This window comes from Mycolicibacterium parafortuitum, assembly GCF_002086815.1.
GTDB lineage: Bacteria > Actinomycetota > Actinomycetes > Mycobacteriales > Mycobacteriaceae > Mycobacterium > Mycobacterium parafortuitum.
In genome coordinates, this window is the sequence record NZ_MVID01000002.1 from 106,093 (window position 1) to 129,321 (window position 23,229).

The following is a 23,229-nucleotide window of genomic DNA, read 5'->3' on the forward strand; positions in this document are numbered from 1 at the left end:
ATTAGCATTAATTTCGTTACCTTAGTCACATAGCCTCAGGTTTGAGGATGGACGTGAGTAGTGGTCGAACCCCTGTAGAAAGGCCTGGACATGACGGAAATGCTGACCCGCGAGCCCGATACCGGCACCCGGTTGAGCGACTACCTGCAACGGGTTCGCGCCATCACCCCGTTGATCCGGGCCGAGGCCGAGGGCATGGAGCGGGCACAGACGCTCAGCGACGCCGTCCGCGATGCGCTCACCGAGCAGGATCTGCACCGCATGCTGGTGCCGACCGAACTGGGTGGCGGCGGCCTGCTGCCCAGCGAGGGCCTGCGGGTCTACGAGGAGATGGCCAAGGCCGACGCGTCGACCGCATGGGCGTTCATGGCGACCTCCTGGTCGACCGCCGAGGTACTCGGGTACCTCAAGCCCGAGGTGGCCAAGGACCTCATGAGCCGGGACGAGGACTTCCGCGTCGCCGGCCAGCTGCTCCCCCGCTACCCGGCCACACAGGTCGACGGCGGGCTGATCGTCGAGGGCAACTTCAACTTCGCCAGCGGATCCGACCACGCCACCTGGATCGGTGCCGGAGTGTTCGTCGCCGACGAGGACGGCAACGCGATCCTCGGCGAGGACGGGCAGCCGCAGCCCCGGGTGGCCATGTTCCCCAAGTCCGAGGTCGATCTGAAGCAGAACTGGGATGTCTGGGGCCTCGGCGCCACCGGCAGCCACGACTACCGGGTCGACAAGAAGTTCGCGCCCGACGAGCACACCATCGTCACCTTCGGCGGCACGCCGTACCGCTCGGAGACGATCTACAAGCTGTCCAACGAGTTCGTCGGCCCGCTGCCGCACGTCCCGGTGGTCCTCGGTATCGCCACCCGCGCGCTGGAACTCCTTGCTGCGGTGGCCGTCAAGAAGTTCCGGCCCAACTACGGTGGCCCGATCGGCGAGGCCGACATCTTCAAACTCGAGTTCGCCCGGATGGAAGCCCTGCTGCACGCCGTCCGGCTGTCGTTCTACGACCTGGTCGAATCCGCCGAAGCCACCGTGAACGAGGGCCACACCCGGACCCCCGAGCAGATGGCCCGGATGCGCCAGCAGCTGGCCTGGAGCCATGAGGCCATGGACACCATCGTCGGCTTCGCTCACCGGTGGAGTGGCAGTCAGAGCATCGGCCGCACAGCAACATTGGGCCGGTACGTGCGCGACATGCAGGTGGCCACCCAGCATCTCCTGGTGGATCCGAAGTTCCTGGCCGACGCCGCGACCGACCTGCTCCCGATCTACGCCGCAGCCGGAGCCTGATCCCGGTTCCTGACGACTGAAAGGCGCCCAATCACCGAGGTGATTGGGCGCCTTCGTCATTCAGCCGCGGTTACGGCTCAGCTGTCGCTGGAGACCGTGTCCCGGTCGGAGTCCGCAGCCGACTCTGCGGAATCCGACTTCTCGTCCGACTCGGCATCCGACTTCTCGTCCGACTCGGTACCGGACTTCTCGTTCGACTCGGTACCGGACTCTTCGGCTGAGATGTCGCTCTCGGCTTCAGCTTCGGCGGCCTCGTCGGCTTCGCGCGACGACTCGTCGCGGTCATCGGCAGCGCTGTCCACGGCATCCTCGACCTCGGACGACGAATCGTCTGAGATCGTCGGCCGGCGCTGGTCGTCCCTGGCCGACGAATCGCGCTTGCGCGACACCTTGTCGGCGACGGGTTCCTCGTTGTCGGTGACCGGGGCCGCCGCTGTCGCACCGGCGGTCTGAACTCCGGCCGTCGACGTCGTCGCGGTGACCGCAGTCTGGGACGTGGCCGTCGAGCGGGCCTTGCCGATGCGCTCGATGAGTTCCGCACGCACGGCGCGCTGGTACTTGATCATCGAGAACTTCGCCTCACTGATGCCCTGGTTCAGCGCGGTGGCAATGGTCGCTGGATCCTTCGAGGCGAACGCGGTACGGATCGACTGCGACACCGCTTTGAGCTGCTGCCGCAACGTCCGCTGGTGCAGTTTGATCTCCGCGCCGAAGGTGCGTTGCTGACTGAATTCGCGGCCATCCCAACTGATCAGCGTCCAGCCATCCTCGGCATTTCCCTCGATCACGACGTCCGCGGTGTTACGCAGCGACGCCCTCAGCAGCTCCATCTTCTGGGCTGAGGTCAGGTTATCGACGTTCATGAACGTCCAGAACATCATGGCGGCGCCATGGGAGAACACGACGGCATTGCGGTCTCCGCTGTCGTAGATCTCCTTCAACGCCCCCTTCATCCTGGCGTCGAACTCGTGGCCGTCGATCGAGCCCGGGATGCGCGCGTCGAGGTTGCCCTGCAGCCCCCACGCGAGCGGCGCCAGCATGTACCCGCTGGACGCCTCGCTCTCAGGCGTCCCCTCGTAGATGCCGGCCTCGATCTCTTGCAGGCCCGGCAGCACGACGATCGGCAGACCCAGATACCGCGACATCGGCGCCGCCGTCAGCTGGGTCCGGACCATCGACGACGCATAGACGCCGTCGAAATTCTTGTCACCGAGCCGGCCGGCGACGGCCTCGGCCTGCTGATAGCCGAGCTCGCTGAGCACGGGGCCCGGTGTCGACGAATCGATACTGCCCGAGGCGTTTCCGAGCGACTGACCATGACGCACGAACGTCACCCGCATCAGCTCGGCCGCCGCCGCGGGAACCGCCGTTCCTGCCAGCAGCGCACAGGCCGTCAGCATGGAGGCCAGATAGCGCCACAGCCGGGATCTGTGTCCCGGTCTCCGATCCGACAGTGTTGCTCTCATTCCATCTTTTCCTTTCGTCGTTGAACAGGAGGGGGTTCGGGGGCATCCGTATTCGGGCAGCACGAATCGACCCGGTGGCTGCCCGCAGGCAACCCGGACGAGGTCAGGCCGCCGCTGACATCTGACAGCGCTGCCCGGACGGTGGTGGCTTAGAAGCCGAGATGCTTACGGACGAACAGGCCGATCTCGTCCGCGGCCTGAAGCCCTTCGGGCAGGATCGACGAGAACAGCGGCCACACGTGCACCATGTCGTCGTACAGAGAGACCGCCGCGGCGCCGCCGGCGGCCGACATCGACTGTGCCGCACGGCGGGAGTCGTCGAGCAGCACCTCGGCGGATCCGACGAGGAACAACGACGGCGGAAGACCGCCGAGATCGGCAAAGATCGGTGACGCGAGGGGGTCACGCGGATCATTGCCCTGCAGGTACGCCTCTTTGAGATTGGCGATGGAACCGCGGGACACCGCCACATCCTTGCCGTCGTAGAGGTCGACGCTTGCGCCGCTGGCGGTGAAATCCAGCAGGGGCGAGATGAAGACCGCCGACGTCGGAAGCGGCGCACCTTTGTCGCGCAGGACCGTCAGCGCCGCCAGGGTCAGGCCGCCGCCCGCGGAGTCACCTCCGACCGCGACGTTGGCGGCACCGTAGGTCGACACCAGGTCCTCGAGTGCCGCGACACCGTCGTCGACGGCGGCGGGGAACATGTTCTCCGGTGCGCGCCGGTAATCCGGCAGCACGACCGTCACACCGGACGTGCGGGAGAGTGCGTGACCGAGTTCCTGGAACCCCCGGGCGCTGCCGAGCACGTATCCCCCGCCGTGGAACCAGACGAGCACCTTGTCCCGGGTCGCCCCGGCAGCCGTCACGAACAGAACGGGTACCCCACCGGCCACCCCCTCGACGGGTTCGACGCCGGCGGGAAGCGCGAACTGGAGCAGCAGGTCGTCGTAGGCCGCCCGCAGTTGCTCCACGGTCGCCGTCGCCGGGTCGGGGAACCCGTTGACGTACATGTCCTCGACCTTCGCCAACGCCTCGGTTCTCGCCATTGATCCTCCGAAGTTGCTCGCCGTCCGGCACCCGATCTTGCCGGTTCAAAGGATGCTACATAGTCGCTGCTAACTTTAAATAGCTTTTGCTGGTTATTCCGCTAGTTTCACCGATGAACTAACATAATCAGTGTTCACAGATCGCAATTGAAGGACAGATCCATGACCCTCGCCGCCAGCGCGCTCGACCGGCTCCTGAATCCCAAGACGATCGCTGTCGTGGGGTTGAGCGACAAGTCGCCGGTGGCCGAGTTCATCGCTCCGACGCTGCACAGTGACGCCGAAGTGCACTTCGTCCACCCCACCGCCGAGACGGTCCTGGGGGTCACGCCCCACCGGTCGATCGGCGACATCGCGGGCCCGATCGACGCGGTGCTCTCGGTGATGTCGGCGGAGCGGACGGTGGCACTGGCCGAGGAGTGCGCGGACCTCGATTGCGGCGGGCTGGTCGTCTACGCGGCGGGCTTCTCCGAACTCGGCGCCGAGGGTGCCGAGTACCAGCGGCGCCTGGTCGATGCGGCGGCGCGCGGCGGTATGGCGGTCATCGGCCCCAACAGCCTGGGCTACATCAGCATGCCCCGCAGTCTGCACCTGACCGCGTCGGCCGACTACCACCCCGCACCCGGTGGCATTTCCATTGTGTCCCACAGCGGCGCGATGATCGGCGGCATCGCGATCGCCGCCCGTCAGCGCACCGGGGTCGGGATCTCGCGGCTCATCTCGGCAGGCAACGAGGCCACCACCGACATCGCCGATTTTTTGGATTTCCTTGCCACGGATCCGGATACCTCCGCGATCGGACTCGTCGTCGAGGGCATCCGGCGTCCGAAGGAGTTCTTCGAGGCCGCCCGCCGCTGCCTCGACGCGGGCAAGCCGATCGTCGCGGTGAAACTGGCCCGGAATGCCCGCACCCAGCAGATGGCGGCTTCACACACCGGCGCCCTGGCCGGGAGCGCGTGGGCCTACGACGTCTCCTTCGAGCACGCCGGCATTCAGCTTGCCTACGACCTGGAGGAACTGGTCGACCGGCTCGCATTGGTGAGCCAGCTCGACCCCGAGCTGTGGAATCCGCTGCAGCGCATCGGTGTGGTGGCAGGCACCGGCGGCTTCGCGTCCCTGGCGTTCGACGTCGCAGAAGCCGAGGGTCTGACGTTGCCCCCGCTGGACAGCCTCACCGATTGGGTCACCGCCACCATTCCCGGCATCACGGTGCCGAATCCGTTGGACACCACCGGTTTCGGGGCGACATTCTGGACCGAGATCGTCGACCGGTATGTCGGATCCGACGAGCTCGACGCTGTGGTGTTCGTGAACATGTGGAGCGACTCTGCGCTGTACCGGCGGCTGATCGACGATGTCGCGGCAGCGGGACGGCGGTACCGGAAACCGGTCGCGATCGCCGCCGGCGCAGGCGCGGTGGGAGACTTCGCCACCGAGGTGATCGGAGACGACGGGGTCGCCGCGCTCGGCTATGGGATCCGCGGCACCCTGCGTGGCCTGCACACGCTGGGGACGTTCGTCCGGGCCCGTCAGGCAGCTCGTGACGCGGTCGAAGCACCGGCCCCGGTGGCGTGCCCGGCGACTCCGATCACCGACACGGGCAACGGCAGCAGGTTCCTGCCGTTCGGCGACATCATGGCGCTGCTGCAGGACTTCGGTATTCCCATTGCTCCCTATGCCATCATCGGCGGGGACGACGCCGTCGACGCTCCGTCCTTCGCCGCGCCGTATGCGGTCAAGCTCGCCGATGTCGCGCACCGAACCGAATTGGGCGCGGTGGCACTGAACGTCAGCGCCTCCGAGCTGACCGGCGCGGTGGCCCGGATGCGCGTCATCGCCTCCGAGCACGGCGTCTCCGCCACCGTGGCGGTGCAACCGATGACCGCATCCCGCGGCGAGCTGCTGATCGGCATCGATGGTCGCAGCGAGCTCGGCCCGATGGTGATGCTCGGGCTCGGCGGAATCTTCGTCGAGGTCCTGCAGCGCATCGGCGGTCGGCCCGCACCGCTGAGCAAGGCCGACGCCGAGTCCCTCATCGAGGAGTTCCGCGACCTGCACCTGCTGCACGGATTCCGCGGGTCGGAGCCGTGGCATCTCGAGCAACTCGCCGAGACGCTGGTGGGCTTCGGTAATCTCGCAGCCGCGGGCCATGATTGGATCGAGTCGCTGGACGTCAATCCGCTGCTGGTCACCGCACAGGGGCTGGTGGCGGTGGACGCGCTGTGTATCGCCAGGGACGGCGCCTAGTCCCCCGAACATCATCGAAACGAGAACGCCGCGGCCGGTATCACCGGCCGCGGCGTTCTCGTCGTGTGGCGCGTTCAGCTCAAAACGCGCCTTCGTCGAGGTCCATGACGAAGTTGTCCACCGTCAGCGCCGCCGCACGCTGGGCAGCGACACCCGGCAGCACCTCACGGGCGAAGAACCTTGCCGCGGTGATCTTTCCACGATAGAACGCGACATCGGCAGCGCTCGGATTCTCCGCCAACGCGGTTTCGGCGATTCGGGCGCTGCGCAACAGCAGCCAAGCCACCACCGCGTCCCCGAGGACGTAGAGCAGCCGTGTCGCATTCAGACCCACCCGGTACACCGCGGCCGGATCATCCTTGACGGCTGCGAGATCGCCGGTCATCTTCGCGACGATCTGTTCGACGTCGGAGACGGCGCCGGCGAGCAGCGCACGTTCGGCGGCGATGTCCCCGGCCGGGTCCGGCGAGTCGGCGAAGGCCGTGATCTCGCCGAGCACATGGGCGAGGGCCCGGCCCCTGTCCCGAATCACCTTACGGAAGAACAGGTCCTGGGCCTGGATGGCGGTCGTGCCCTCGTAGACGGTGTCGATCTTGGCGTCGCGGACGTACTGCTCGATGGGATAGTCACGCAGATAGCCCGAGCCACCCAGCGTCTGCAGCGATTCGGTCCCCAGGATCACCCAGGACCGTTCCGACCCGTAGCCCTTCACGATCGGGAGGAGCAGATCGTTCACCGATTCGGCCAGGCTCGCGCCCTGTCCGGCCGCCGTCGCGATCGCGATCTCGTCCTGCCATGCCGCGGTGTAGAGGATCAGCGACCGCATCCCCTCGGCGTACGCCTTCTGCGTGAGCAGCGACCGGCGGACGTCCGGGTGGTGGGTGATCGTCACGCGCGGCGCCGACTTGTCCGCCGAACGTGCCAGGTCTGCACCCTGTACGCGCTGCTTGGCGTACTCCAGCGCGTTGAGGTAACCGCTCGACAGTGTCGCGATGGCCTTGGAGCCCACCATCATCCGGGCATCCTCGATGACATCGAACATCTGGGCGATACCATCGTGCACCTCGCCCAGCAGCCAGCCGCGCGCGGGGGTGTCCTCGCCGAGAGTCATCTCGCACGTGGTCGAGACGTTCATGCCCATCTTCTTCTCGATGTTGGTGGCATATACGCCGTTTCGCTCGCCGGTGAGCGCACCGGTCTCGAGGTCGAAGTGGTTCTTCGGCACCAGGAAGAGGCTCAATCCCTTGGTGCCGGGCCCGCCGACGCCGTCCACGCCCACCGGGCGGGCCAGCACGAGATGCAGGATGTTGTCGGCCAGGTCGTGTTCGCCCGCGGTGATGAACCGCTTGACGCCGTGGATGTTCCAGGTGCCGTCGGGATTGGCCACGGCGCGCGTCCGTCCCGCACCGACATCCGAACCCGCATCCGGTTCCGTCAGGAGCATCGTGGCACCCCAGCGGTTGTCGACGGCGATCTGGGCGATCCGCTTGTCACGGTCGGTGCCGTGCCGGTAGATCACCCGGGCCGCCGTCGGGATGCCGACATAGGTCCACAACGCGGGATTGGCGCCCTGGACGAACTCCGCCAGCGCCCAGTTCAGGGAACTCGGCGTGCTGCTTCCCCCCAGTTCCGGAAGAACCCGCAGCCGCCACCACTCGGCGTCCATCCAGGTCTTGTACGCCGCGGCGAACGCCGGCGTCACTGTGACGGTCTTCGCCGACGCGTCGTACACCGGAGGGTTGCGATCCGCCTCCTCGAAGGACTCCGCAAGGTCCTCGCGGGACAACCGCTCCACCTCGCGCAGAATGAACTTCGCGGTGTCGAGATCCAGTTCGGTGTACGGCGCTTCCCCGAGAACCCGGTCGCGTCCGAGGAGCTCGAACAGGTTGAACTCGATGTCACGAAGATTGCTCTTGTAATGGCTCATGGCGACGTCCCTCACGCGTGTGGTCGACCCGGTTGAGGCCGGAAACGATCGCTGAACGATCCCCCGACTCGGGCCGGGGGACGCTGAACAGCGGGATCAGTGAACCATAACTCCAGCATGCGTTACCGGTCAACACGCCATAAGCTGCATCGATGCTAGCTATAGTGAATATGTAATATGCGCATCGCGCACGGAGGAGCGCGGCCGTCCGCCGTTGTGTCGGAGCGGCGATCCGCCCGCCGCGCGGATGCGAGACTGAATGCATGGCCCGACCGGTGGGAAGAAACGAGATGCCGCGACCGACAGCAGCGCGTGTGGAGACGGTGCGGGCTGCGCTTCGCAAGTCGGCGCGGGGCAGCCATCGCACCGAGCAGGTCGCCCGCGCCGCGGCAGACCTGTTCCAGGAGTTCGGATATCAGAACGTCAGCATCGATCGCATCGGTGCAGCCGTCGGACTGACGGGCCCGGCGGTGTACCGGCACTTCAAGGGCAAGCACGAGATCCTGGTGCATGCGTTGATGAGTCAGGTCCGCCTCGTCGAAGAGCTGAGCACCGTCGTCGCCGACGAAGGAACCACGCCCGAAGAGCACCTGCAGCTGCTGCTCGCCGGGTTCGGGGAACTCACGGTCAACGGCAACGAAGCGACCCTGTGGCGACGCGAGCAGCGACACCTGGAGCCGTCGGAGCGCGACGTGTTCCGCCGCCATTTCGCAAACACCTACGAACGCATCGCGGTGCGGATCCTGGCCGTCAAGCCCGAACTCGGCCGTCAGAAGGCCGACCTCCTCGGCTTCGCCGTGCTGGCGATGTTCTCCAACACCCCCGACATCCGGGGCAACCTGGCCGCCGACAGGCTGCAGGAGATCCAGACCGCGGTGGCGTGGGCCCTCATCGAGTGCGAGCTGCCCGAGACCGATCCCGAGGCCACCGCGCCGGTGGCTTCGGTGCGTCGTCAACCCGCGGGACGGCGGGAGCGCATCATCGACGCCGCGGCGCGCCTATTCAACGAGCAGGGCTTCTACAACGTGCACATCGACGACATCGCCCGCGAGTCAGGGATGTCGACGGCCACGCTGTACCAGCATGTCACGGGCAAGACCGAGGTGCTGCGCGCCGTCCTCGAACGGGGCGCCGAAGGGCTGCTCTATGTCACCGCGGATGCGCTGGCCTACGCGACCACTCCGCAACAGACCCTCGACGCCCTGATCGAGACCTACATCCGGCAGGCGGTAGGACCCTACGGCCGCATCATGCAGATCCTCGCCGCCGACCTGCTGTACCTGCCCGAGGAGGAGCAGCAGGCGCTGCGCGGTGCCCAACGCGAGTACATGGCCGAATGGGTGGAGGCGATCGAGGAACTGTCCGGCGGATTCTCCAAGGCCGACGCCCGCGCGCTCACCCAGGCCGCCATCGGTGTCGTCACTGACGTCACCCAGGACCCGCAGCTGCGTCAGCGTCCCCAACTTGCCGAGGAACTCACCGCTGTGGTGCGCGCCATGGTCCTGCCGCCCGGCCTCAAGCCCGTCTGAACGAGACGGTCAGCCCGGCAGTCCGGGCAGCAGACCCCGGGAGATCTCGACACGGATGTCCGCTGCGCTGAACTGCGCGACCGCGCTGACGACGGACGGGTCGGCGCCCTCGGCGTAGGCCCCGGCCAGCTTCTCGGCGATGGCGCGACGCTCGGCGGCAAGCGCGTCGATGCCGTCACCGGCCACCGTCGACTCCGCGCCGACGGCTGCGGCGAGATCGCGGGTGCGCGACACCGATTCCGACACACCGGCGCTGTCCCAGGACAATCGCGGGCTGAGGTTGTCGAGCATCTCGATCACCGCATGCAGCTCACCGCGCGCCGGCTCGGTGGCTACCGCCGGCAGCACCTGCTCGACCAGAGCCGCCCTGATCGTCTGGTGCACCTTGTCCAGATCCAGTGTGTACACCGTCATTTCACACTCCCCATTCTCCGTCGCGTAGCATCTGGTCGAGCCATCCCAGGCTGTAGTACGCGCTGTGGGCCATATTCGCGTAGCGCAGTTCGGGACGGTCGCCCCGCTCGTAGATCGCCACTGCCTGAAGGCATCCGATGGCGCTCTTGGCCAGCGACTGCACCGCCCACCACGTCACGGCCTCCGGCGCCGGGCGCCAGCCCGCCGCCTCGGCGTACTCGTCGAGGAAGTCGTCGACAGCCAGGACCTTGCACGCCAGCGGCGAGCGGCCCCTGGAGGTGCGCTGGAAGAACCATGCCAGATCCGCCACGGGATCGCTGAAATGTGCCGTCTCCCAGTCGAGGATCCCCACCAGGCTGCCGTCGTCGGGTGCCACCACGAGGTTTCCCACCCGGAAGTCGTTGTGCACCAGCGACACCCGACCCGAGACGTGATCGGCTCTGTGGTCCAGCCAGGCCAGCGCCAGATCCAGGATCGGAATGCGTACCGTCGCGACCTCTTCGTAGGTCTGCCGCCACAGCCCGTTCTCGACGCGCCCGGTGTCAGCCGCCGCCGGCGGCGGACCCAGCTCGGGCAGCGTCAGCGTCTCCGGAGCCGCGGCATGCAGGGTCGCCATCTCGCGGGCCACCCGCCGTCCCAGGGCGGCCCGGTGGCCGGGATCGGGGATCATCCGGGTCACGCTGTGCGGCATCGGAACGACGCCGAGAAGGCGCTCCATCACGAAGAACCCGCGGTTGCCCGGTTCACCGACCCGGTACGCGACGACGCCGGGAACCGGCAGTCCCAGTCCGTGCGCCGCGCGCAGCAGCGCGACTTCGCGCGCCACGTCGTAACTGCCCACGATCCCGCTCAGCGGTTCACGTTTGACGGCCAGGGATGCGGTCTGGTCGCCCCACGCCGCGGTGACCAGATAGGTCTCCCAGGAATTGCCCTCGCCGCGCTGGTCGACATCGACCAGTTGCACCGGGTGCCCGTCGGCGAGTTGGGTGCCGAGGACCTCGGCCAACTCGGTGAGGAACGCCGATGTGCCGTCGCCCATCGCGGTCTCCTCCGTCACTGTCACCGTCATGACGCTCTTCCTTCCGCGCTCAGACGACGCTGACCGGCCGGCCACCGCCGTCGACGGTGATCCGCTGCCCTGTCACGTATTCGGCATCGGCCGACACCAGGAACGCGACCGCGCCCGCGACGTCGGCCGGGGTGCAGACCCGGCCGAACGGATAGCGGGCGGCGATGTCCTCGATCGACCCGCCGCCGGTTGCTGCCCGGACCAGCCGACGCCCCATCTCGGTCTCCACCAGCCCGGGAGCGACGATGTTCGCGCGGATGTTGTGGGCCCGCTCCTCCTGGGCGAGGGTGCGCACGCACATCTCCATCGCGGCCTTGGCCATCGTGTACGGCGCCGAGAGCGCGGGCGCTTCACCGACGGTGCTGCTGGAGATCATCACCAGGTCGCCGCGGCCCGCGGCGCGCATATCGGGCAGCACCCGCTGTACCAGATGGATCGGGCCCAGCGTGTGCACCCGCAGCAGCGACAGGTAATCCGAACCCGGGGTGTCCCCCACGGTCTGGCCCTTGCTCGCGGTGCCGGCGTTGCTCACCACGATGTCGACCGGGCCGAGCTCGCTGCGCACGGCGTCGACCATCGCGTCCACCGCGGCTTCGTCGTCGATGGCCGCTCCGTAGGCCTTCGCCCGGCCGCCCGCGGCGACGATCTGCGCCACCACCTCGTCGGCGGCCTCGGCATCGCGCCGGTAGTTCACCGCGACTGCCGCTCCGTCGGCGGCCAGGCGCAGCGCGATTCCGCGGCCCACCCCCCGGGAGCTGCCGGTCACCACTGCCACACGTCCGTCCAATGTGGACATCAACCCACCACCGCTCGTCCGACGAGATCCTTCATAACCTCGTTCGCTCCGCCATAGATCCGCTGGATGCGTGCATCTCGCCACATCCGGGCGATCGGATACTCCTCCATGTAGCCGTAGCCACCGAACAGCTGCAGCACCCTGTCGAGGACATCCCACTGCAGTTCTGTCGCCTTGTATTTCGCGCCGGCAGCCTCGGCCGCGGTCAGCTCGCCGTCGTTGAGCGCCAGCACACAGCGGTCGACGTACTCCTGCAGCACGACGATGTCGGTGTGCATCTCGGCGATCTGGGTCCGCACCGACTGCAGCTGCGCCAGCGGGCCGCCGAATGCGTTGCGCTGGCGCGCATGGTCGAGGCCCAGCTCCAGTCCGTGGCGTGCCGACGCGACCGCCGCGACCGCGATCGAAAGCCGCTCGCGGGGCAGGTTGGCGATGGCACAACCGAATCCACGCCCCGGCTCACCGATGATGTTGGACACCGGAACGCGGCAGTCGTCGAAGAAGAGCTCGGCGGTGTCCTGCGCCTTGCGGCCGATCTTGTGCATCGGCCGGCCCCGCTCGAAGCCGGGTGTGCCGTTCTCGACGGCGACGAACGTCGTTCCGCGGCCGTCGCGTTCGCCGGTGCGCACCAGCACGATCGCGAGGTCACACGTCGCGCCGCTGGTGATGAACGTCTTCTGCCCGTTGAGGACCAGATGGTCGCCGTCGCGGCGTGCACTGGTCTTGATCGCGGCCAGATCCGATCCGGCGCCCGGTTCGGTCAGCCCGAGCGCGGTGACGCATTCGCCGCGGGTGAACGCGGGCAGCCACCGCTGCTGTTGTTCTTCGGTGGCCAGGTCACGCAGATAGGGCACGATGATGTCGTTCTGCATCGAGAACAGATCGCCGGCCATACCCGAGGCGACGACCTCTTCGGTCATCACCGCGTTGTACCGGAAGTCCTCGATGCCCAGCCCACCGAATTCCGGACCGAATTCGAAACCGAGGAAGCCGTTCTCGCCGGCCGCCCGGATGAAGTCGCGGTCGACGGTGCCGTTGAGCTCCCACGCGTCCACGTGAGGTACCGCTGCGTGATCGATGAACGCCCGGAACGCTTTCCGGAACGCCTCGTGCTCCTCGGTGTACAGCGTCCTACGCACGGGCCACGTCCTTCCAATACTCATCACGCAGTTGGCGTTTGTACAGTTTTCCGGTAGGCAGCCGGGGCATCTCGTCGATGAAATCGAACGAGCGCGGGCACTTGAACCGGGCCAGGTGCTCGGCGCAGAACTCGCTCAGACGTTGCGCCAACTCGGGGGTGCCGCCGTTCGGATCCAGCGGCTGAATGACCGCCTTGACCGCCTCGCCCATGTCCTCGTGCGGGACCCCGAAGACCGCGGCGTCCATGACCTCGGGATGGGTGATGAGGAGGTTCTCGATCTCCTGCGGATAGATGTTCACACCACCGGAGATGATGACGAACGCCTGCCGGTCGGTCAGGAACAGGTACCCGTCCTCGTTGAGGTAGCCGATGTCCCCGATCTTGGACATGGTTCCACTGGGATCCTGTGCCTCGGCGGTCTTCTCGGGATCGTTGAGGTATTCGAACGAGCTGTTGCCGCCGCGGAACCAGATGGTGCCGGGAACGCCGGCGGGTAGGTCGTTGCCGTCGTCGTCACGGATCACGATCTCGCCGAAGAAAGCTCGACCCACCGTCCCGGGGTTGGCCAGCCATTCCTGTGGTGTACATCCACAGGTGCCGTTGGCCTCGGTGCCGCCGTAGTACTCGTAGATCACCGGGCCCCACCAGTCCAGCATGTCCTGCTTGACCTGGCGTGGGCACGGTGCGGCTCCGTGCACCACGGCCTCCAGCGACGTGTAGTCGTAGCTGTCGCGAATCTCGCTGGGCAGCTTGAGCACCCGGGAGAACATGGTCGGGACCACCATGGTGTGGGTGACGCGGAACTCCTCGATCAGGGCCAGGAAGCCCTCGGTGTCGAAGCGTTCCATCACGATGATGGTCGCGCCCAGCCGCAGTCCGATCGAGATGCTGGACTGTGGGCCCGAGTGGTAGAGCGGCGCGGTCGACAGGAACGTCATGCCCTCACGCATCCGGAACAGCCGCCGGCCCATCGCCTCGATCCCGAGTTGTTCGTCCGGGGCCACATCGGGAAGCTGCCGTTTCACCGCCTTCGGCCGCCCCGTCGTGCCGGAGGAGTAGAACATCGGTGTGCCCAGCCGCTCGTGCGGCACCGGTGCCGGCGGGTACTGCTCGATGACCGCGGAGAACCCCTCGAACGGCGCGGCGGGTGCCTCCGCGCCGATCACGAGCCAGTACTCGACCTTCGGGCAGCGCTCGGGGAAGCCTTGCGCGACATCCATTTTGGCAGCCGTGGTGACCAGGAGCTGTGCACCGCAGTCATCGACGATATAGGCGGCTTCCTCGACGGACAGGAAGGAGTTGATAGGCGTGTAGTACAGCCCGCACCGCTCGGCCGCGGCCATCGTGACCACCATGTCGAGGTGGTTCTCGGTGAAGATCGCGATGTGGTCGGCCCGGCGCAGCCCGATGGCACGGAAGTAGTTGGCGACGCGGTTGGCCCGCTCGTCGAGCTGACGATAGGTCAGGCTGTCACGGCTGCCCGCCATGATCAGCGCAATGCGGTCGGGGTGTTCGCCGACGCGACGTCCGGGATACATCGGGTGCGGTTCCTATTTTGCCGGGAAAGCGATGGGGCGCAGGAACTCTGCGATCCCCCACCCGCCACGGCCGCCGGCGTACCGGACCGACATCTGTCCCATCCGCGCGGCGCGGTCGGCGGTGCGCTGTGTCACCGGGACGAAGTGGTTGATCGTGCCGTCGAGCACCAGCGACGGCAGCCCGTCGGCGGTGATCACAGCGGTATTGCGGCCGGAGTACGTGGCCTCGCCGGCATAGTCGGTGTAGACGGTGTAGTCCCGGATCGCGTGGAACACACCGTCCGGGGTGACGACCGTGCCACCGGACACCCGTTCGCCGGTGGGTTCGAACTCGCCGTACGCCGTGATCGCCGTGCCGTCGATCAGCCAGGCGGCCAACCACTCTCCGGTGTAGGACGCCCACTCCCTCGGCCCCCACGAGTGGTCGCGGAACGAGGTGGCCTTCTCGACGTGCCACGTGGTCGACCCCAGCCGGACCGAGCCGGTCACGTGACCGAACTGCTCATAGTGGTCGGTCGCGATCTGCGAGCTGCCCGGTGTGCAGTCGCCGCCCTCGGCGATGGTGAACATCGGCACCGACGCCTCGAACGTCAGCGAGATCTCACACTCGACCGACGGCGAGTTCTTCAGTGCCTGCCTCCCGCGGTCGGCCAGCAGCGACGGGGTGGCGATGACTGCGACGGTGTTGCGGTAGCTCACGTCCCAGGTGCGGGTCGCATCCCTCGGGGCGATCCGCAGACCCTGGGTGGACCACTCGTCGTTGGTCTCGTTGGCCGCCCGCCCGGCCCGCAGCGCGACCTTGCCGCCGGGCAGCGTCAGCTGCACGGTTGCCTCCGAGTACCCCATCGTGGGCCGGTTCCCGATGCGCATCAGCGCGCTGACCTCGCTGACCGGGTCGACGAAGTTGACGTAGACGCTTTCGTTGTAGTTGGCGATTCCCGCAGGGTCATGCGTGAATTCGGCATCTGCACCGTATTGGCATGCGGTGAAGGGGGCTGAGCGGTCCACGTGGTCCTCCGGGTTGCTGTGCTGGGTCAGAAGTAGTCGGCGGGGTCGGCGTCCAGGGGCGGGAACACCGCGGGGCGCCGCTCCAGGAACGACACCACCCCTTCGCGCACGTCGGCCGTGCGCAACCTGCTGGCATACACCCGTGACTCGTCCTCGGCGGCCGAGCGGGGCGTGGCGTGGCCCCAGCTACGGCCGAGCAGCCGGCGCGCCAGCGCCACCGATGTCGGTGAGGTGTCGGTGACGAACTGCCGGGCATAGGCCATCGCCTCGTCGAGCACCGCGTCCGGATCGACGACCCGGGTCAGCAGACCGGCTTCGTAGGCCTCGGCCGCGCCGAACACCCGCCCGCTGAGCACCCAGTCAGTCGCGCGGGTCAGACCCACCAGACGCGGCAGGAACCAGGACGACGCACTTTCGGGAACGACCCCGCGCCGGGTGAACACGAACCCGAAACGGGAAGTCTCCCCGGCGATCCGGATGTCGGTGGCGGCCATGATGGAAGCCCCGCCGCCGACGGCGTCTCCGTTGACAGCCGCGACGACGGGGGTGCGCATGTCGAAGAGCCGCTCACTGACCCGGCCGCCCGGCTCGCGGTAACCGGTCGGGGTGTGCCCCGGCCGGTCCTCTTCGAGAGCCTCGATCAGGGTGTCGGGCCCGGTCAGTTCCGCGCCGACACAGAAGTGTTTCCCCGCGCCGGTCAGCACGACGGCACGGACCTGCGGGTCGCGATCGGCGATGTCGAGCGCATCCCACAGGTCGCGCAACATCTGATTGCGCAACGCGTTTCGGCGGTGCGGTGCGTTGAACGCGATGACCGCGACACCGTCGTCGAAGCGGTAGTCGACTTCTTCGTAGACCGGCTGGGCCGGCTTCTGCTCGCTCACAGCCCGCCGCTGACCACCAGCGTCTGCGCGGTGATGTAGCTCGACTCGGGGGCGCACAGCAGGTACACGCCGCCCGCGGCCTCTTCCACGCTGCCGCCACGACCCAGAGCGATCTGGGTGGTCGCCGCCTCGTAGACGGCGGGGTTCACGCCGACCTTGATCTCGCGCCCGTCGACGTCGATCGTCTTCTCTTCGGTGGTCACCGTGGTCAGCCGGGTGTTGATCACGCCGTAGGCGATCGCGTTGACGGTGACGTTGTAGCGGCCCCATTCCTTGGCCAGCGTCTTGGTCATGCCGAGCAGACCGGCCTTGGCGGTCGAGTAGTTGACCTGCCCCGGGTTGCCCTGCATGCCGGAGGTCGAGGACGTGTTGACGATGGCGCGGCGCGATGCCTGCCCGTTCTCGGCTTTCTCCTTCTTGGCCAGTCCGGCGATGACGGGCTGCGCGGCGCGCAGGATGCGGAACGGCGCGGTGAGGTGCACGTCGATGATGTCGTTCCACTGCTGGTCGGTCATCTTCTGGATCACGCTGTCCCAGGTGTAGCCGGCGTTGTTGACGATGATGTCGAGCCCGCCGTAGGTGTCGACCGCCGTCGCGACGAAGCGCTCGGCGAAATCGGGCGCGGTGACACTGCCGACGCAGGAGGTCGCCTGTCCGCCGGCCGCCTCGATCGCGGCGACGACCTCTTTGGCCGGTTCTGCGTCGAGATCGTTGACGACGACGCGGGCGCCCTCGGCGGCCAGCTTCTCAGCGACCGCACGTCCGATTCCCCGACCCGATCCGGAGATCAGTGCCACCTTGCCGTCAAGCTTGCCTGCGCCCACGTCGGCGTCCTCTCATGTCGATCATCACAATGTGAAGTGAAGATTAACTTCAATGAGCGGCAGGGTCAACTGTGCTTTTTGCTGGGCTTATGACGCTTTGGTGAATGGAAAATATGGATTACAGGCATGTTCGGGGCGAGCTGGTCATCAGCCGTTAGCCAGCACCGCGACAGATCCGGTGTCCCTGAGCCAACGGTTCTGCAGCTCGACCAACGTGCCGTCGGCGCGTAGCGAATCCACCGCCCAGGACACGCAGCGGGTCAGCGGACTGTCGCGCGCCAACACGATGCCGAACTGCTCAACCTCGCCACCGGCGGATGGGAGTTGACCCAGCAGGACGCCGTCGCGGAGGTCCCCGGCCACGGCCAGCGCCGTCGGCAGATCGAGGACGATCGCGTCGATCTGCCGGTCGAGCAGCGCCATCTTGGCATCGATGAGGGTGCGGTAGGTCTGTACCGAGCCGGATCCGATCAGGTCGGCTGCGGCGGTGTGTCCGGTGCTGCCGACCTGCGTCCCCAGCGTGAGCCGGCTCAGCCCGGCGAGGGTGGTGACCCCGGCGGCCCGGGAGCCGCGCACGGTCACCACCGCCTGCGTGACGTCGAAGTACGGGCTGGAGAAGTCCACCGCCGCGCGGCGCTGTTCGGTGATGGAGAACTGGGAGAGGTTGACGTCGAAGGCCTTCGGCCCGGGTGCGAGGGCCGTGTTGAACGGCACCCGCACCCAACGCACATCGTCGGGGCCGTACTGCAGTTCGGCGGCGACGGCGTAGGCCAGCGCGGATTCGAAGCCTTCGCCGTTGGCAGGTTGGTCACCCTTGTACCAGGGCGGATAAACGGGCTGATCGGCGCCGAACGTCAGGATTCCGGGATACAGGGTGGCGAGCACACCCTTGCGGCATTTCGCGCCGTCGAGGGTCGGTGCGGTATCGGCGGTCGTGGGCGCGCACGCGGCGAGCACGACGGCCAGCGCCGCGAGGGCCGCCGTCCATCCCGACACCCAGGACGCCCGCATAGCCGAATCATCGCAGACTTTGCTCTTCCTGCAGTCTGGCGGCGGTACGGCGCGCGCGGCCACGTTCTCCGCGGTGCGTCGACAGGGCTTTCGGCGTCGTGGGCGCCGTGCAGAAATGGAGCGGCCCCCGAGCCGTCATTCCTGGTCGGACAAGACCAAGAGGCTCGGGGGCCGGGTGACTGCGGGGAATTCGCCAGCGCGCACAGGTGCGACAAGCGTCTCCCAGCGCTGCTAGCTCGCAGCCACCTCACATGTCCATAAGTCAATCAATTTCTCGGACCACCTCCTTCCCTGTGTACCCGCGACCGTACTCCCGCTTCGGCAGTGCGACAAGCGATTTACGCGGTCAGCGATCACACAGGATTGCCGCGTCGACCAGCGCCGCCAGATCGCCGGCCAGGGGTGCCGCGGGCAGCGGCCGCCCGTCCAGGGTGTGCACCCGCGCCGCGAGGGTGATGCTGGATACCAGCCAAACGCCTTCGGCGGCAACCAGATCCGCAGGAGTGAGGGCCTGGTAGTCGCAGTCGTACCCGTGCTCGCGCGCCACCTCGAACAGTGCCTGCTGGGTGGTTCCGCGCAGGATCGGATACCAGGGCGGCGGGGTGAGCAGGCAGGTGCGGCCGTCGGGCGACGACGTCGCGATCACGACGGTCGACCGCGGGCCTTCCAGGATGTGGCCGTCGGTGCTGACGAAGATGACGTCGCCGGCGCCGTGCCGTTCGGCGTGCCGAAGGGCGGCCATGTTCACCGCATAGGACAGGGTCTTGGCCCCGGCCAGCAACCACGGCATCGCGTCGATGCCGTCGGCGGCCAGACCCCGGTCCAGGGTCAGGGCGGCCAGACCGTCACGGCGCACCGCGGCGACCCGGGCGGGCACCTGGCCGATCGTCGCGTAGGCCGTCGGCGCCGACCCGTGCTCACGGCCGCGCGAGTACACCAACCGCAGTACGCCCTCGTCGCCGCCGGAGGCCAGCCATGCCTCGACCGCGACCGCGACCGCGGCACGCCACCGCCCGGCATCGGGCGCCGGAAGGTCGACCTGCCGCGCGGAGTGCGCCAGCCGCTCGAGGTGGGCGCCGAGCAGGCACGGACTGCCCTGTCGGATCAACAGCGTCTCGAAGATCCCGTCCCCGCGAACAGCCGCGAGGTCGTCGGCGTGCAGCAGCGGAACCTCGGGATCGTGCAGCTGACCGTCGAGGGTGACGAGGACGCCCGGATGGTCAGCCATGGGGCATCAGCGTAGCGGCGGGCCGCGGGCGGCGGCTCGTAGAGTTGATCCATGGCCTGGCAGACGTCGAAAGTTCCCGCCCCCGCCGACGGACCCGACGCGGGTGCGGTCTGGCACTACGGCGACCCGCTCGGGGAGCAGCGGACCGCCGACACCGGCGCTGTGGTGATCGACCGTTCGCACCGCGCCGTGCTGGTCCTGACCGGCAGTGAGCGCAAGGCCTGGCTGCACACCATCTCCAGTCAGCACGTCAGCGATCTCGCCGACGGCGCGGTGACCGAGAACCTCAGTCTCGACGGCCAGGGCCGGGTGGAGGACCACTGGCTGCAGACCCAGTTGGACGGCCGCACCGTCATCGACACCGAGGGCGCGCGCGGGGAGGCTCTGCTGGCGTTCCTGCGCAAGATGGTCTTCTGGTCCGACGTCACGGTCGAGCCCGCCGATCTCGGTGTGCTGTCGTTGCTCGGCCCCGCCGTCGCCGACACCCCGGTGCTGGAGACCCTCGGTCTGGACGCGCTGCCCGCCGAAGGCACTGCCGTCGAGTTACCCGACGGCGGATTCGTGCGCCGGCTGCCCGGGTCGGGCGTCGAGGTCGATGTGGTGGTCCCCCGCTCGGAGGTGGCCGGGTGGTTGGACAGGCTTGTCGCGGCCGGGGTGCGCCCCGCCGGAGTGTGGACGCACGAAGCTCACCGCGTCGCGGCCCAGCGCCCGCGCCTCGGGGTGGACACCGACGAACGCACCATCCCGCACGAGGTCGGCTGGATCGGGGGTCCCGGGGTGGGCGCCGTGCACCTGGAGAAGGGCTGCTATCGCGGCCAGGAGACGGTCGCGCGGGTTCACAACCTGGGCAAGCCGCCGCGGATGCTGGTGCAATTGCACCTCGACGGGGCGTCCGACCGGCCGTCACCCGGGGATCCGCTGCTGGTGGGTGGGCGCACCGTCGGGCGGCTCGGCACGGTCGTCGACCACGTCGACGAGGGCCTCATCGCGCTGGCGCTGGTCAAGCGCGGTCTTCCCGCCGACATGGCGTTGACGACGGGCGGCGACGTAGAGGTGTCCGCGGCCATCGACCCGGACTCGGTGCCACCGACCGACGCGGTCGGGGCCGGACGGCTGGCGGTCGACCGATTACGGGCCGGCGGACGGGCGCAGCAGTAGAGAACCGGCAGGTATGGGCCGCCACTGCGGGAGCGCCATTGTGAGAAGCGGCGCTCCTACAGGGCCTGCCAGCATCACGGCTCGCGGCACGGTAAGCTGACCGCAGGACAATAAACACACTCAGATCGGAGCCGCCTAGTAATTAGGCCGCTCCGTTATTGCGCGAGGGGGTTCCCCCATGGGCCGCGGCCGGGCAAAGGCAAAGCAGACCAAGGTTGCACGTGAGCTGAAGTACAGCTCACCGCAGACCGACTTCGAGCGGCTTCAGCGCGAGCTGTCGAACGCTTCCGACGACGACCACCGCAACGGTAGCGATGCGCCGTTCGACGATGGTTGGGTCGACGAGGACGACTGGCGGCGCTGAGGCTGTGTCCTCCCGGGTGTGACCCACACCCGGGAGCACCCTTCAGACCGGCTCCTCGGACCTCAGAAGCGCGGATGCTGCCCTACGAGCACAGCTCGTGAGCCGTCCTTGCTCCCCTTCTCGATGGTCCCGAGAGTCCAGCAATCCAGGTGACGTGCGGTCAGCACGGCCAGCGCGCGATCGGTGTCCTCCGGCGCGACGACGGCCACCATGCCGACCCCCATGTTGAAGGTCTTCTCCATCTCGGCCCGCTCGATGCGGCCCCGCTGGGCGATCATCCCGAAAACCGGGGCGGGCGTCCACGTGCCGCGATCGAGTTCGGCGACCAGTCCGTGCGGGATGACGCGGTCCAGGTTTGCGGCCAGTCCGCCGCCGGTGACGTGGCAGAAGGTCCGCACCTGGGTCTCGGCGACCAGCGCCAGGCAGTCCTTGGCGTAGATGCGGGTCGGCTCAAGCAGTTCCTCGCCGAGGGTGCGGCCGAACTCCTCCACGTGGCCGGCCAGGTTCATGTGGTCGATCTCCAGCAGCACGTGGCGAGCCAGCGAGTAGCCGTTCGAGTGCAGCCCGGTCGAGGCCATCGCGATCACGACGTCGCCCGGCTTCACCCGGTCCGGGCCCAGCACGTCATCGGCTTCCACGACGCCGATCCCGGTCGCGGAGATGTCGTAGTGGTCGGGAGCCATCAGCCCGGGATGTTCGGCTGTCTCGCCGCCGAGCAGCGCACAGCCTGCCTGCACGCAGCCGTCGGCGATCCCAGACACCAGCTCGGCGACCCGTTCGGGGACGGTGCGCCCGACGGCGATGTAGTCCTGCAGGAACAGCGGCTCGGCCCCGCACACGACGAGGTCGTCGACGACCATCGCGACGAGGTCGATGCCGACGGTGTCGTGCTTGTCCATCGCCTGCGCGACCGCCAGTTTGGTGCCGACGCCGTCGGTGGACGAGGCCAGCAGCGGCTCGCGGTAGCCGCTGCGAAGGGCGAACAGCCCGGCGAAGCCGCCTAGGCCGCCCCTCACCTCGGGCCTGGTCGCCTTCTTGGCCAGTGGCTTGAAGAGTTCGACGGCGCGGTCACCGGCCTCGATGTCCACGCCTGCCGACGCATAGGAAATGCCGTGTTGTTCGGCGCGCTCGCTTTGTTCGAACCCTTTAGTCATCGGGTGCAAGGTTACCCGCGCATTCCCGCCGAATTGATGCCAGTGTCGGTTGTCGGTGACCGGCATGCCGCCCGCGGTGCCCGTCCCCGGCACTGGTCGAGGGTTTGCGCAGCCCCGGAAGTGGTCATCCCGCGGCCATGCCTGACGAGGATGTCCGCTGCCTGGTGACGGGTGCCACCGGTTACATCGGTGGCCGGTTGGTTCCCGAATTGCTCAGCCGCGGCGCCCGGGTGCGGGCGATGGCCCGCACCCCCGCCAAGCTGGACGGCGCACCGTGGCGCGACCGGGTCGAGGTGGTGCGCGGTGATCTCACCGATCCCGACTCGTTGACCTCGGCGTTCGACGGCATGGACGTCGTCTACTACCTGGTGCATTCGATGGGCACCTCTCGCGACTTCGTCGAGGAGGAGCGCCGGTCGGCGCGCAACGTCGCGGAGGCGGCCAAGAGGGCCGGCGTCCGCAGGATCGTCTACCTCAGCGGTCTGCATCCCGAAGGCACCGCGCTGTCGCGCCATCTCGCGTCGCGCGTCGAGGTCGGTGAGATCCTGCTGGAGTCCGGCATCGAGACCGTCGTGCTGCAGGCCGGCATCGTGATCGGGTCCGGATCGGCATCGTTCGAGATGGTCCGCCACCTGACCGACCGGCTGCCGGTGATGACCACACCGAAGTGGGTGCACAACAAGATCCAGCCGATCGCGATCGGCGACGTGCTGCACTACCTGTCCGAGGCGGCCACCGCGGAATTCGGCGAATCCCGCACCTGGGACGTCGGCGGCCCGGACGTGATGGAGTACGGCGACGCGATGCAGGGCTACGCGCAGGTGGCGGGGTTGCGGCAACGGCTGATGGTGGTGTTGCCGTTCCTGACCCCGACGATTGCGAGCTGGTGGGTGGGTCTGGTCACGCCGATCCCGTCAGGGCTGGCGCGACCGCTGGTCGAATCCCTGGAGTGCGACGCGATCTGCCACGAACACGACATCGACGCGGTGATCCCGCCCCCCGACGGCGGCCTGACCGGATACCTCGATGCGGTGCGCGCCGAGTTGCGCGCGGAGGGACGCTCCGCGGACCGGAAGCGTCAGCTGCTGCGGTTCAGTCCGACGGTGCAGTAGATCGCCCGGCGGTGCGGTGATCG

General features: G+C 67.9%; 20 protein-coding genes. 6 read left to right on the plus strand and 14 right to left on the minus strand.

The window, feature by feature from the left end; translation table 11 throughout:
* Positions 1–90: 90 nt before the first annotated feature.
* The gene (locus tag BST38_RS03140) at positions 91–1,290 is read left to right on the plus strand and encodes an acyl-CoA dehydrogenase family protein (protein WP_083141799.1); all 1,200 of its coding nucleotides are present in this window, start codon (positions 91–93) and stop codon (positions 1,288–1,290) included.
* 77 nt (positions 1,291–1,367) lie between these two features.
* Here BST38_RS03140 and BST38_RS03145 read toward each other — a convergent pair whose 3' ends face one another.
* Together BST38_RS03145 and BST38_RS03150 are read right to left on the minus strand one after the other, a co-directional pair.
* Complete coding sequence (locus tag BST38_RS03145) at positions 1,368–2,756, minus strand: histidine phosphatase family protein (RefSeq protein ID WP_083141800.1); 1,389 nt, start codon at positions 2,754–2,756, stop codon at positions 1,368–1,370.
* Positions 2,757–2,905: 149 nt separating this feature from the next.
* A complete protein-coding gene (locus tag BST38_RS03150; RefSeq protein ID WP_083141801.1) occupies positions 2,906–3,802 on the minus strand; it encodes an alpha/beta hydrolase in 897 nt (298 codons plus the stop codon).
* 162 nt (positions 3,803–3,964) lie between these two features.
* Here BST38_RS03150 and BST38_RS03155 point away from each other — a divergent pair, with 162 nt between their 5' ends.
* Positions 3,965–6,049 (plus strand): acetate--CoA ligase family protein, encoded by a 2,085-nt coding sequence (locus BST38_RS03155; RefSeq protein ID WP_083141802.1) that lies wholly within the window; start codon positions 3,965–3,967, stop codon positions 6,047–6,049.
* Positions 6,050–6,128: 79 nt separating this feature from the next.
* Here the strand turns inward: BST38_RS03155 and BST38_RS03160 are convergent, their stop codons facing one another.
* A complete protein-coding gene (locus BST38_RS03160) occupies positions 6,129–7,976 on the minus strand; it encodes an acyl-CoA dehydrogenase (RefSeq protein ID WP_083141803.1) in 1,848 nt (615 codons plus the stop codon).
* A 290-nt stretch (positions 7,977–8,266) separates the two neighbouring features.
* Here BST38_RS03160 and BST38_RS03165 point away from each other — a divergent pair, with 290 nt between their 5' ends.
* The gene (locus tag BST38_RS03165; RefSeq protein WP_083141804.1) at positions 8,267–9,505 is read left to right on the plus strand and encodes a TetR/AcrR family transcriptional regulator; all 1,239 of its coding nucleotides are present in this window, start codon (positions 8,267–8,269) and stop codon (positions 9,503–9,505) included.
* A 9-nt stretch (positions 9,506–9,514) separates the two neighbouring features.
* Here BST38_RS03165 and BST38_RS03170 read toward each other — a convergent pair whose 3' ends face one another.
* The 10 genes from BST38_RS03170 to BST38_RS03215 form a co-directional block, all read right to left on the minus strand.
* Positions 9,515–9,919: a hypothetical protein gene (locus BST38_RS03170; RefSeq protein WP_083141805.1), complete on the minus strand. Its 405-nt coding sequence runs from the start codon at positions 9,917–9,919 to the stop codon at positions 9,515–9,517.
* A gap of 1 nt (position 9,920) precedes the next feature.
* Positions 9,921–10,988 carry a phosphotransferase family protein gene (locus BST38_RS03175; RefSeq protein ID WP_083141806.1) on the minus strand — a complete coding sequence of 356 codons (1,068 nt, stop codon included), beginning with the start codon at positions 10,986–10,988 and terminating at the stop codon, positions 9,921–9,923.
* Between the two features lie 19 nt (positions 10,989–11,007).
* A complete protein-coding gene (locus BST38_RS03180) occupies positions 11,008–11,784 on the minus strand; it encodes an SDR family NAD(P)-dependent oxidoreductase (RefSeq protein WP_083141807.1) in 777 nt (258 codons plus the stop codon).
* The gene (locus BST38_RS03185) at positions 11,784–12,923 is read right to left on the minus strand and encodes an acyl-CoA dehydrogenase family protein (RefSeq protein WP_083141808.1); all 1,140 of its coding nucleotides are present in this window, start codon (positions 12,921–12,923) and stop codon (positions 11,784–11,786) included. Before BST38_RS03185 ends, BST38_RS03180 begins: the two co-directional genes overlap by 1 nt.
* Positions 12,916–14,463 (minus strand): AMP-binding protein, encoded by a 1,548-nt coding sequence (locus BST38_RS03190; protein ID WP_083141809.1) that lies wholly within the window; start codon positions 14,461–14,463, stop codon positions 12,916–12,918. The genes BST38_RS03185 and BST38_RS03190 overlap by 8 nt, the downstream gene beginning before the upstream one ends.
* Before the next feature lie 12 nt (positions 14,464–14,475).
* Positions 14,476–15,471 (minus strand): DUF7064 domain-containing protein, encoded by a 996-nt coding sequence (locus BST38_RS03195; protein ID WP_083141810.1) that lies wholly within the window; start codon positions 15,469–15,471, stop codon positions 14,476–14,478.
* A gap of 26 nt (positions 15,472–15,497) precedes the next feature.
* On the minus strand, positions 15,498–16,355 hold the full coding sequence (locus BST38_RS03200) for an enoyl-CoA hydratase-related protein (protein ID WP_083141811.1): 858 nt from the start codon (positions 16,353–16,355) through the stop codon (positions 15,498–15,500).
* Positions 16,352–17,179 carry an SDR family NAD(P)-dependent oxidoreductase gene (locus BST38_RS03205; protein WP_083141812.1) on the minus strand — a complete coding sequence of 276 codons (828 nt, stop codon included), beginning with the start codon at positions 17,177–17,179 and terminating at the stop codon, positions 16,352–16,354. The genes BST38_RS03200 and BST38_RS03205 overlap by 4 nt, the downstream gene beginning before the upstream one ends.
* Positions 17,180–17,326: 147 nt before the next feature.
* Positions 17,327–18,190: an ABC transporter substrate-binding protein gene (locus tag BST38_RS03210; protein ID WP_083141813.1), complete on the minus strand. Its 864-nt coding sequence runs from the start codon at positions 18,188–18,190 to the stop codon at positions 17,327–17,329.
* A 346-nt stretch (positions 18,191–18,536) separates the two neighbouring features.
* A complete protein-coding gene (locus BST38_RS03215; RefSeq protein WP_083141814.1) occupies positions 18,537–19,418 on the minus strand; it encodes an aminodeoxychorismate lyase in 882 nt (293 codons plus the stop codon).
* Between the two features lie 51 nt (positions 19,419–19,469).
* Here BST38_RS03215 and ygfZ point away from each other — a divergent pair, with 51 nt between their 5' ends.
* Together ygfZ and BST38_RS03225 are read left to right on the plus strand one after the other, a co-directional pair.
* Positions 19,470–20,576 (plus strand): CAF17-like 4Fe-4S cluster assembly/insertion protein YgfZ, encoded by a 1,107-nt coding sequence (ygfZ, locus tag BST38_RS03220; RefSeq protein ID WP_083141815.1) that lies wholly within the window; start codon positions 19,470–19,472, stop codon positions 20,574–20,576.
* 178 nt (positions 20,577–20,754) lie between these two features.
* A complete protein-coding gene (locus tag BST38_RS03225) occupies positions 20,755–20,940 on the plus strand; it encodes a DUF3073 domain-containing protein (protein ID WP_083141816.1) in 186 nt (61 codons plus the stop codon).
* A gap of 62 nt (positions 20,941–21,002) precedes the next feature.
* Here BST38_RS03225 and purM read toward each other — a convergent pair whose 3' ends face one another.
* Complete coding sequence (gene purM, locus BST38_RS03230) at positions 21,003–22,094, minus strand: phosphoribosylformylglycinamidine cyclo-ligase (protein WP_083142083.1); 1,092 nt, start codon at positions 22,092–22,094, stop codon at positions 21,003–21,005.
* A gap of 137 nt (positions 22,095–22,231) precedes the next feature.
* Here purM and BST38_RS03235 point away from each other — a divergent pair, with 137 nt between their 5' ends.
* Positions 22,232–23,206: an NAD(P)H-binding protein gene (locus tag BST38_RS03235; RefSeq protein ID WP_083141817.1), complete on the plus strand. Its 975-nt coding sequence runs from the start codon at positions 22,232–22,234 to the stop codon at positions 23,204–23,206.
* Positions 23,207–23,229: the final 23 nt, after the last annotated feature.

Coding starts and splice junctions, on each gene's coding strand:
- BST38_RS03140 (WP_083141799.1), top strand. CDS start 91: ATGACGGAAATGCTGACCCGCGAGCCCGATACCGGCACCCGGTTGAGC.
- BST38_RS03145 (WP_083141800.1), bottom strand. CDS start 2,756: ATGAGAGCAACACTGTCGGATCGGAGACCGGGACACAGATCCCGGCTG.
- BST38_RS03150 (WP_083141801.1), bottom strand. CDS start 3,802: ATGGCGAGAACCGAGGCGTTGGCGAAGGTCGAGGACATGTACGTCAAC.
- BST38_RS03155 (WP_083141802.1), top strand. CDS start 3,965: ATGACCCTCGCCGCCAGCGCGCTCGACCGGCTCCTGAATCCCAAGACG.
- BST38_RS03160 (WP_083141803.1), bottom strand. CDS start 7,976: ATGAGCCATTACAAGAGCAATCTTCGTGACATCGAGTTCAACCTGTTC.
- BST38_RS03165 (WP_083141804.1), top strand. CDS start 8,267: ATGCCGCGACCGACAGCAGCGCGTGTGGAGACGGTGCGGGCTGCGCTT.
- BST38_RS03170 (WP_083141805.1), bottom strand. CDS start 9,919: ATGACGGTGTACACACTGGATCTGGACAAGGTGCACCAGACGATCAGG.
- BST38_RS03175 (WP_083141806.1), bottom strand. CDS start 10,988: ATGACGGTGACAGTGACGGAGGAGACCGCGATGGGCGACGGCACATCG.
- BST38_RS03180 (WP_083141807.1), bottom strand. CDS start 11,784: ATGTCCACATTGGACGGACGTGTGGCAGTGGTGACCGGCAGCTCCCGG.
- BST38_RS03190 (WP_083141809.1), bottom strand. CDS start 14,463: ATGTATCCCGGACGTCGCGTCGGCGAACACCCCGACCGCATTGCGCTG.
- BST38_RS03210 (WP_083141813.1), bottom strand. CDS start 18,190: ATGCGGGCGTCCTGGGTGTCGGGATGGACGGCGGCCCTCGCGGCGCTG.
- BST38_RS03215 (WP_083141814.1), bottom strand. CDS start 19,418: ATGGCTGACCATCCGGGCGTCCTCGTCACCCTCGACGGTCAGCTGCAC.
- ygfZ (WP_083141815.1), top strand. CDS start 19,470: ATGGCCTGGCAGACGTCGAAAGTTCCCGCCCCCGCCGACGGACCCGAC.
- BST38_RS03225 (WP_083141816.1), top strand. CDS start 20,755: ATGGGCCGCGGCCGGGCAAAGGCAAAGCAGACCAAGGTTGCACGTGAG.
- purM (WP_083142083.1), bottom strand. CDS start 22,094: ATGACTAAAGGGTTCGAACAAAGCGAGCGCGCCGAACAACACGGCATT.
- BST38_RS03235 (WP_083141817.1), top strand. CDS start 22,232: ATGCCTGACGAGGATGTCCGCTGCCTGGTGACGGGTGCCACCGGTTAC.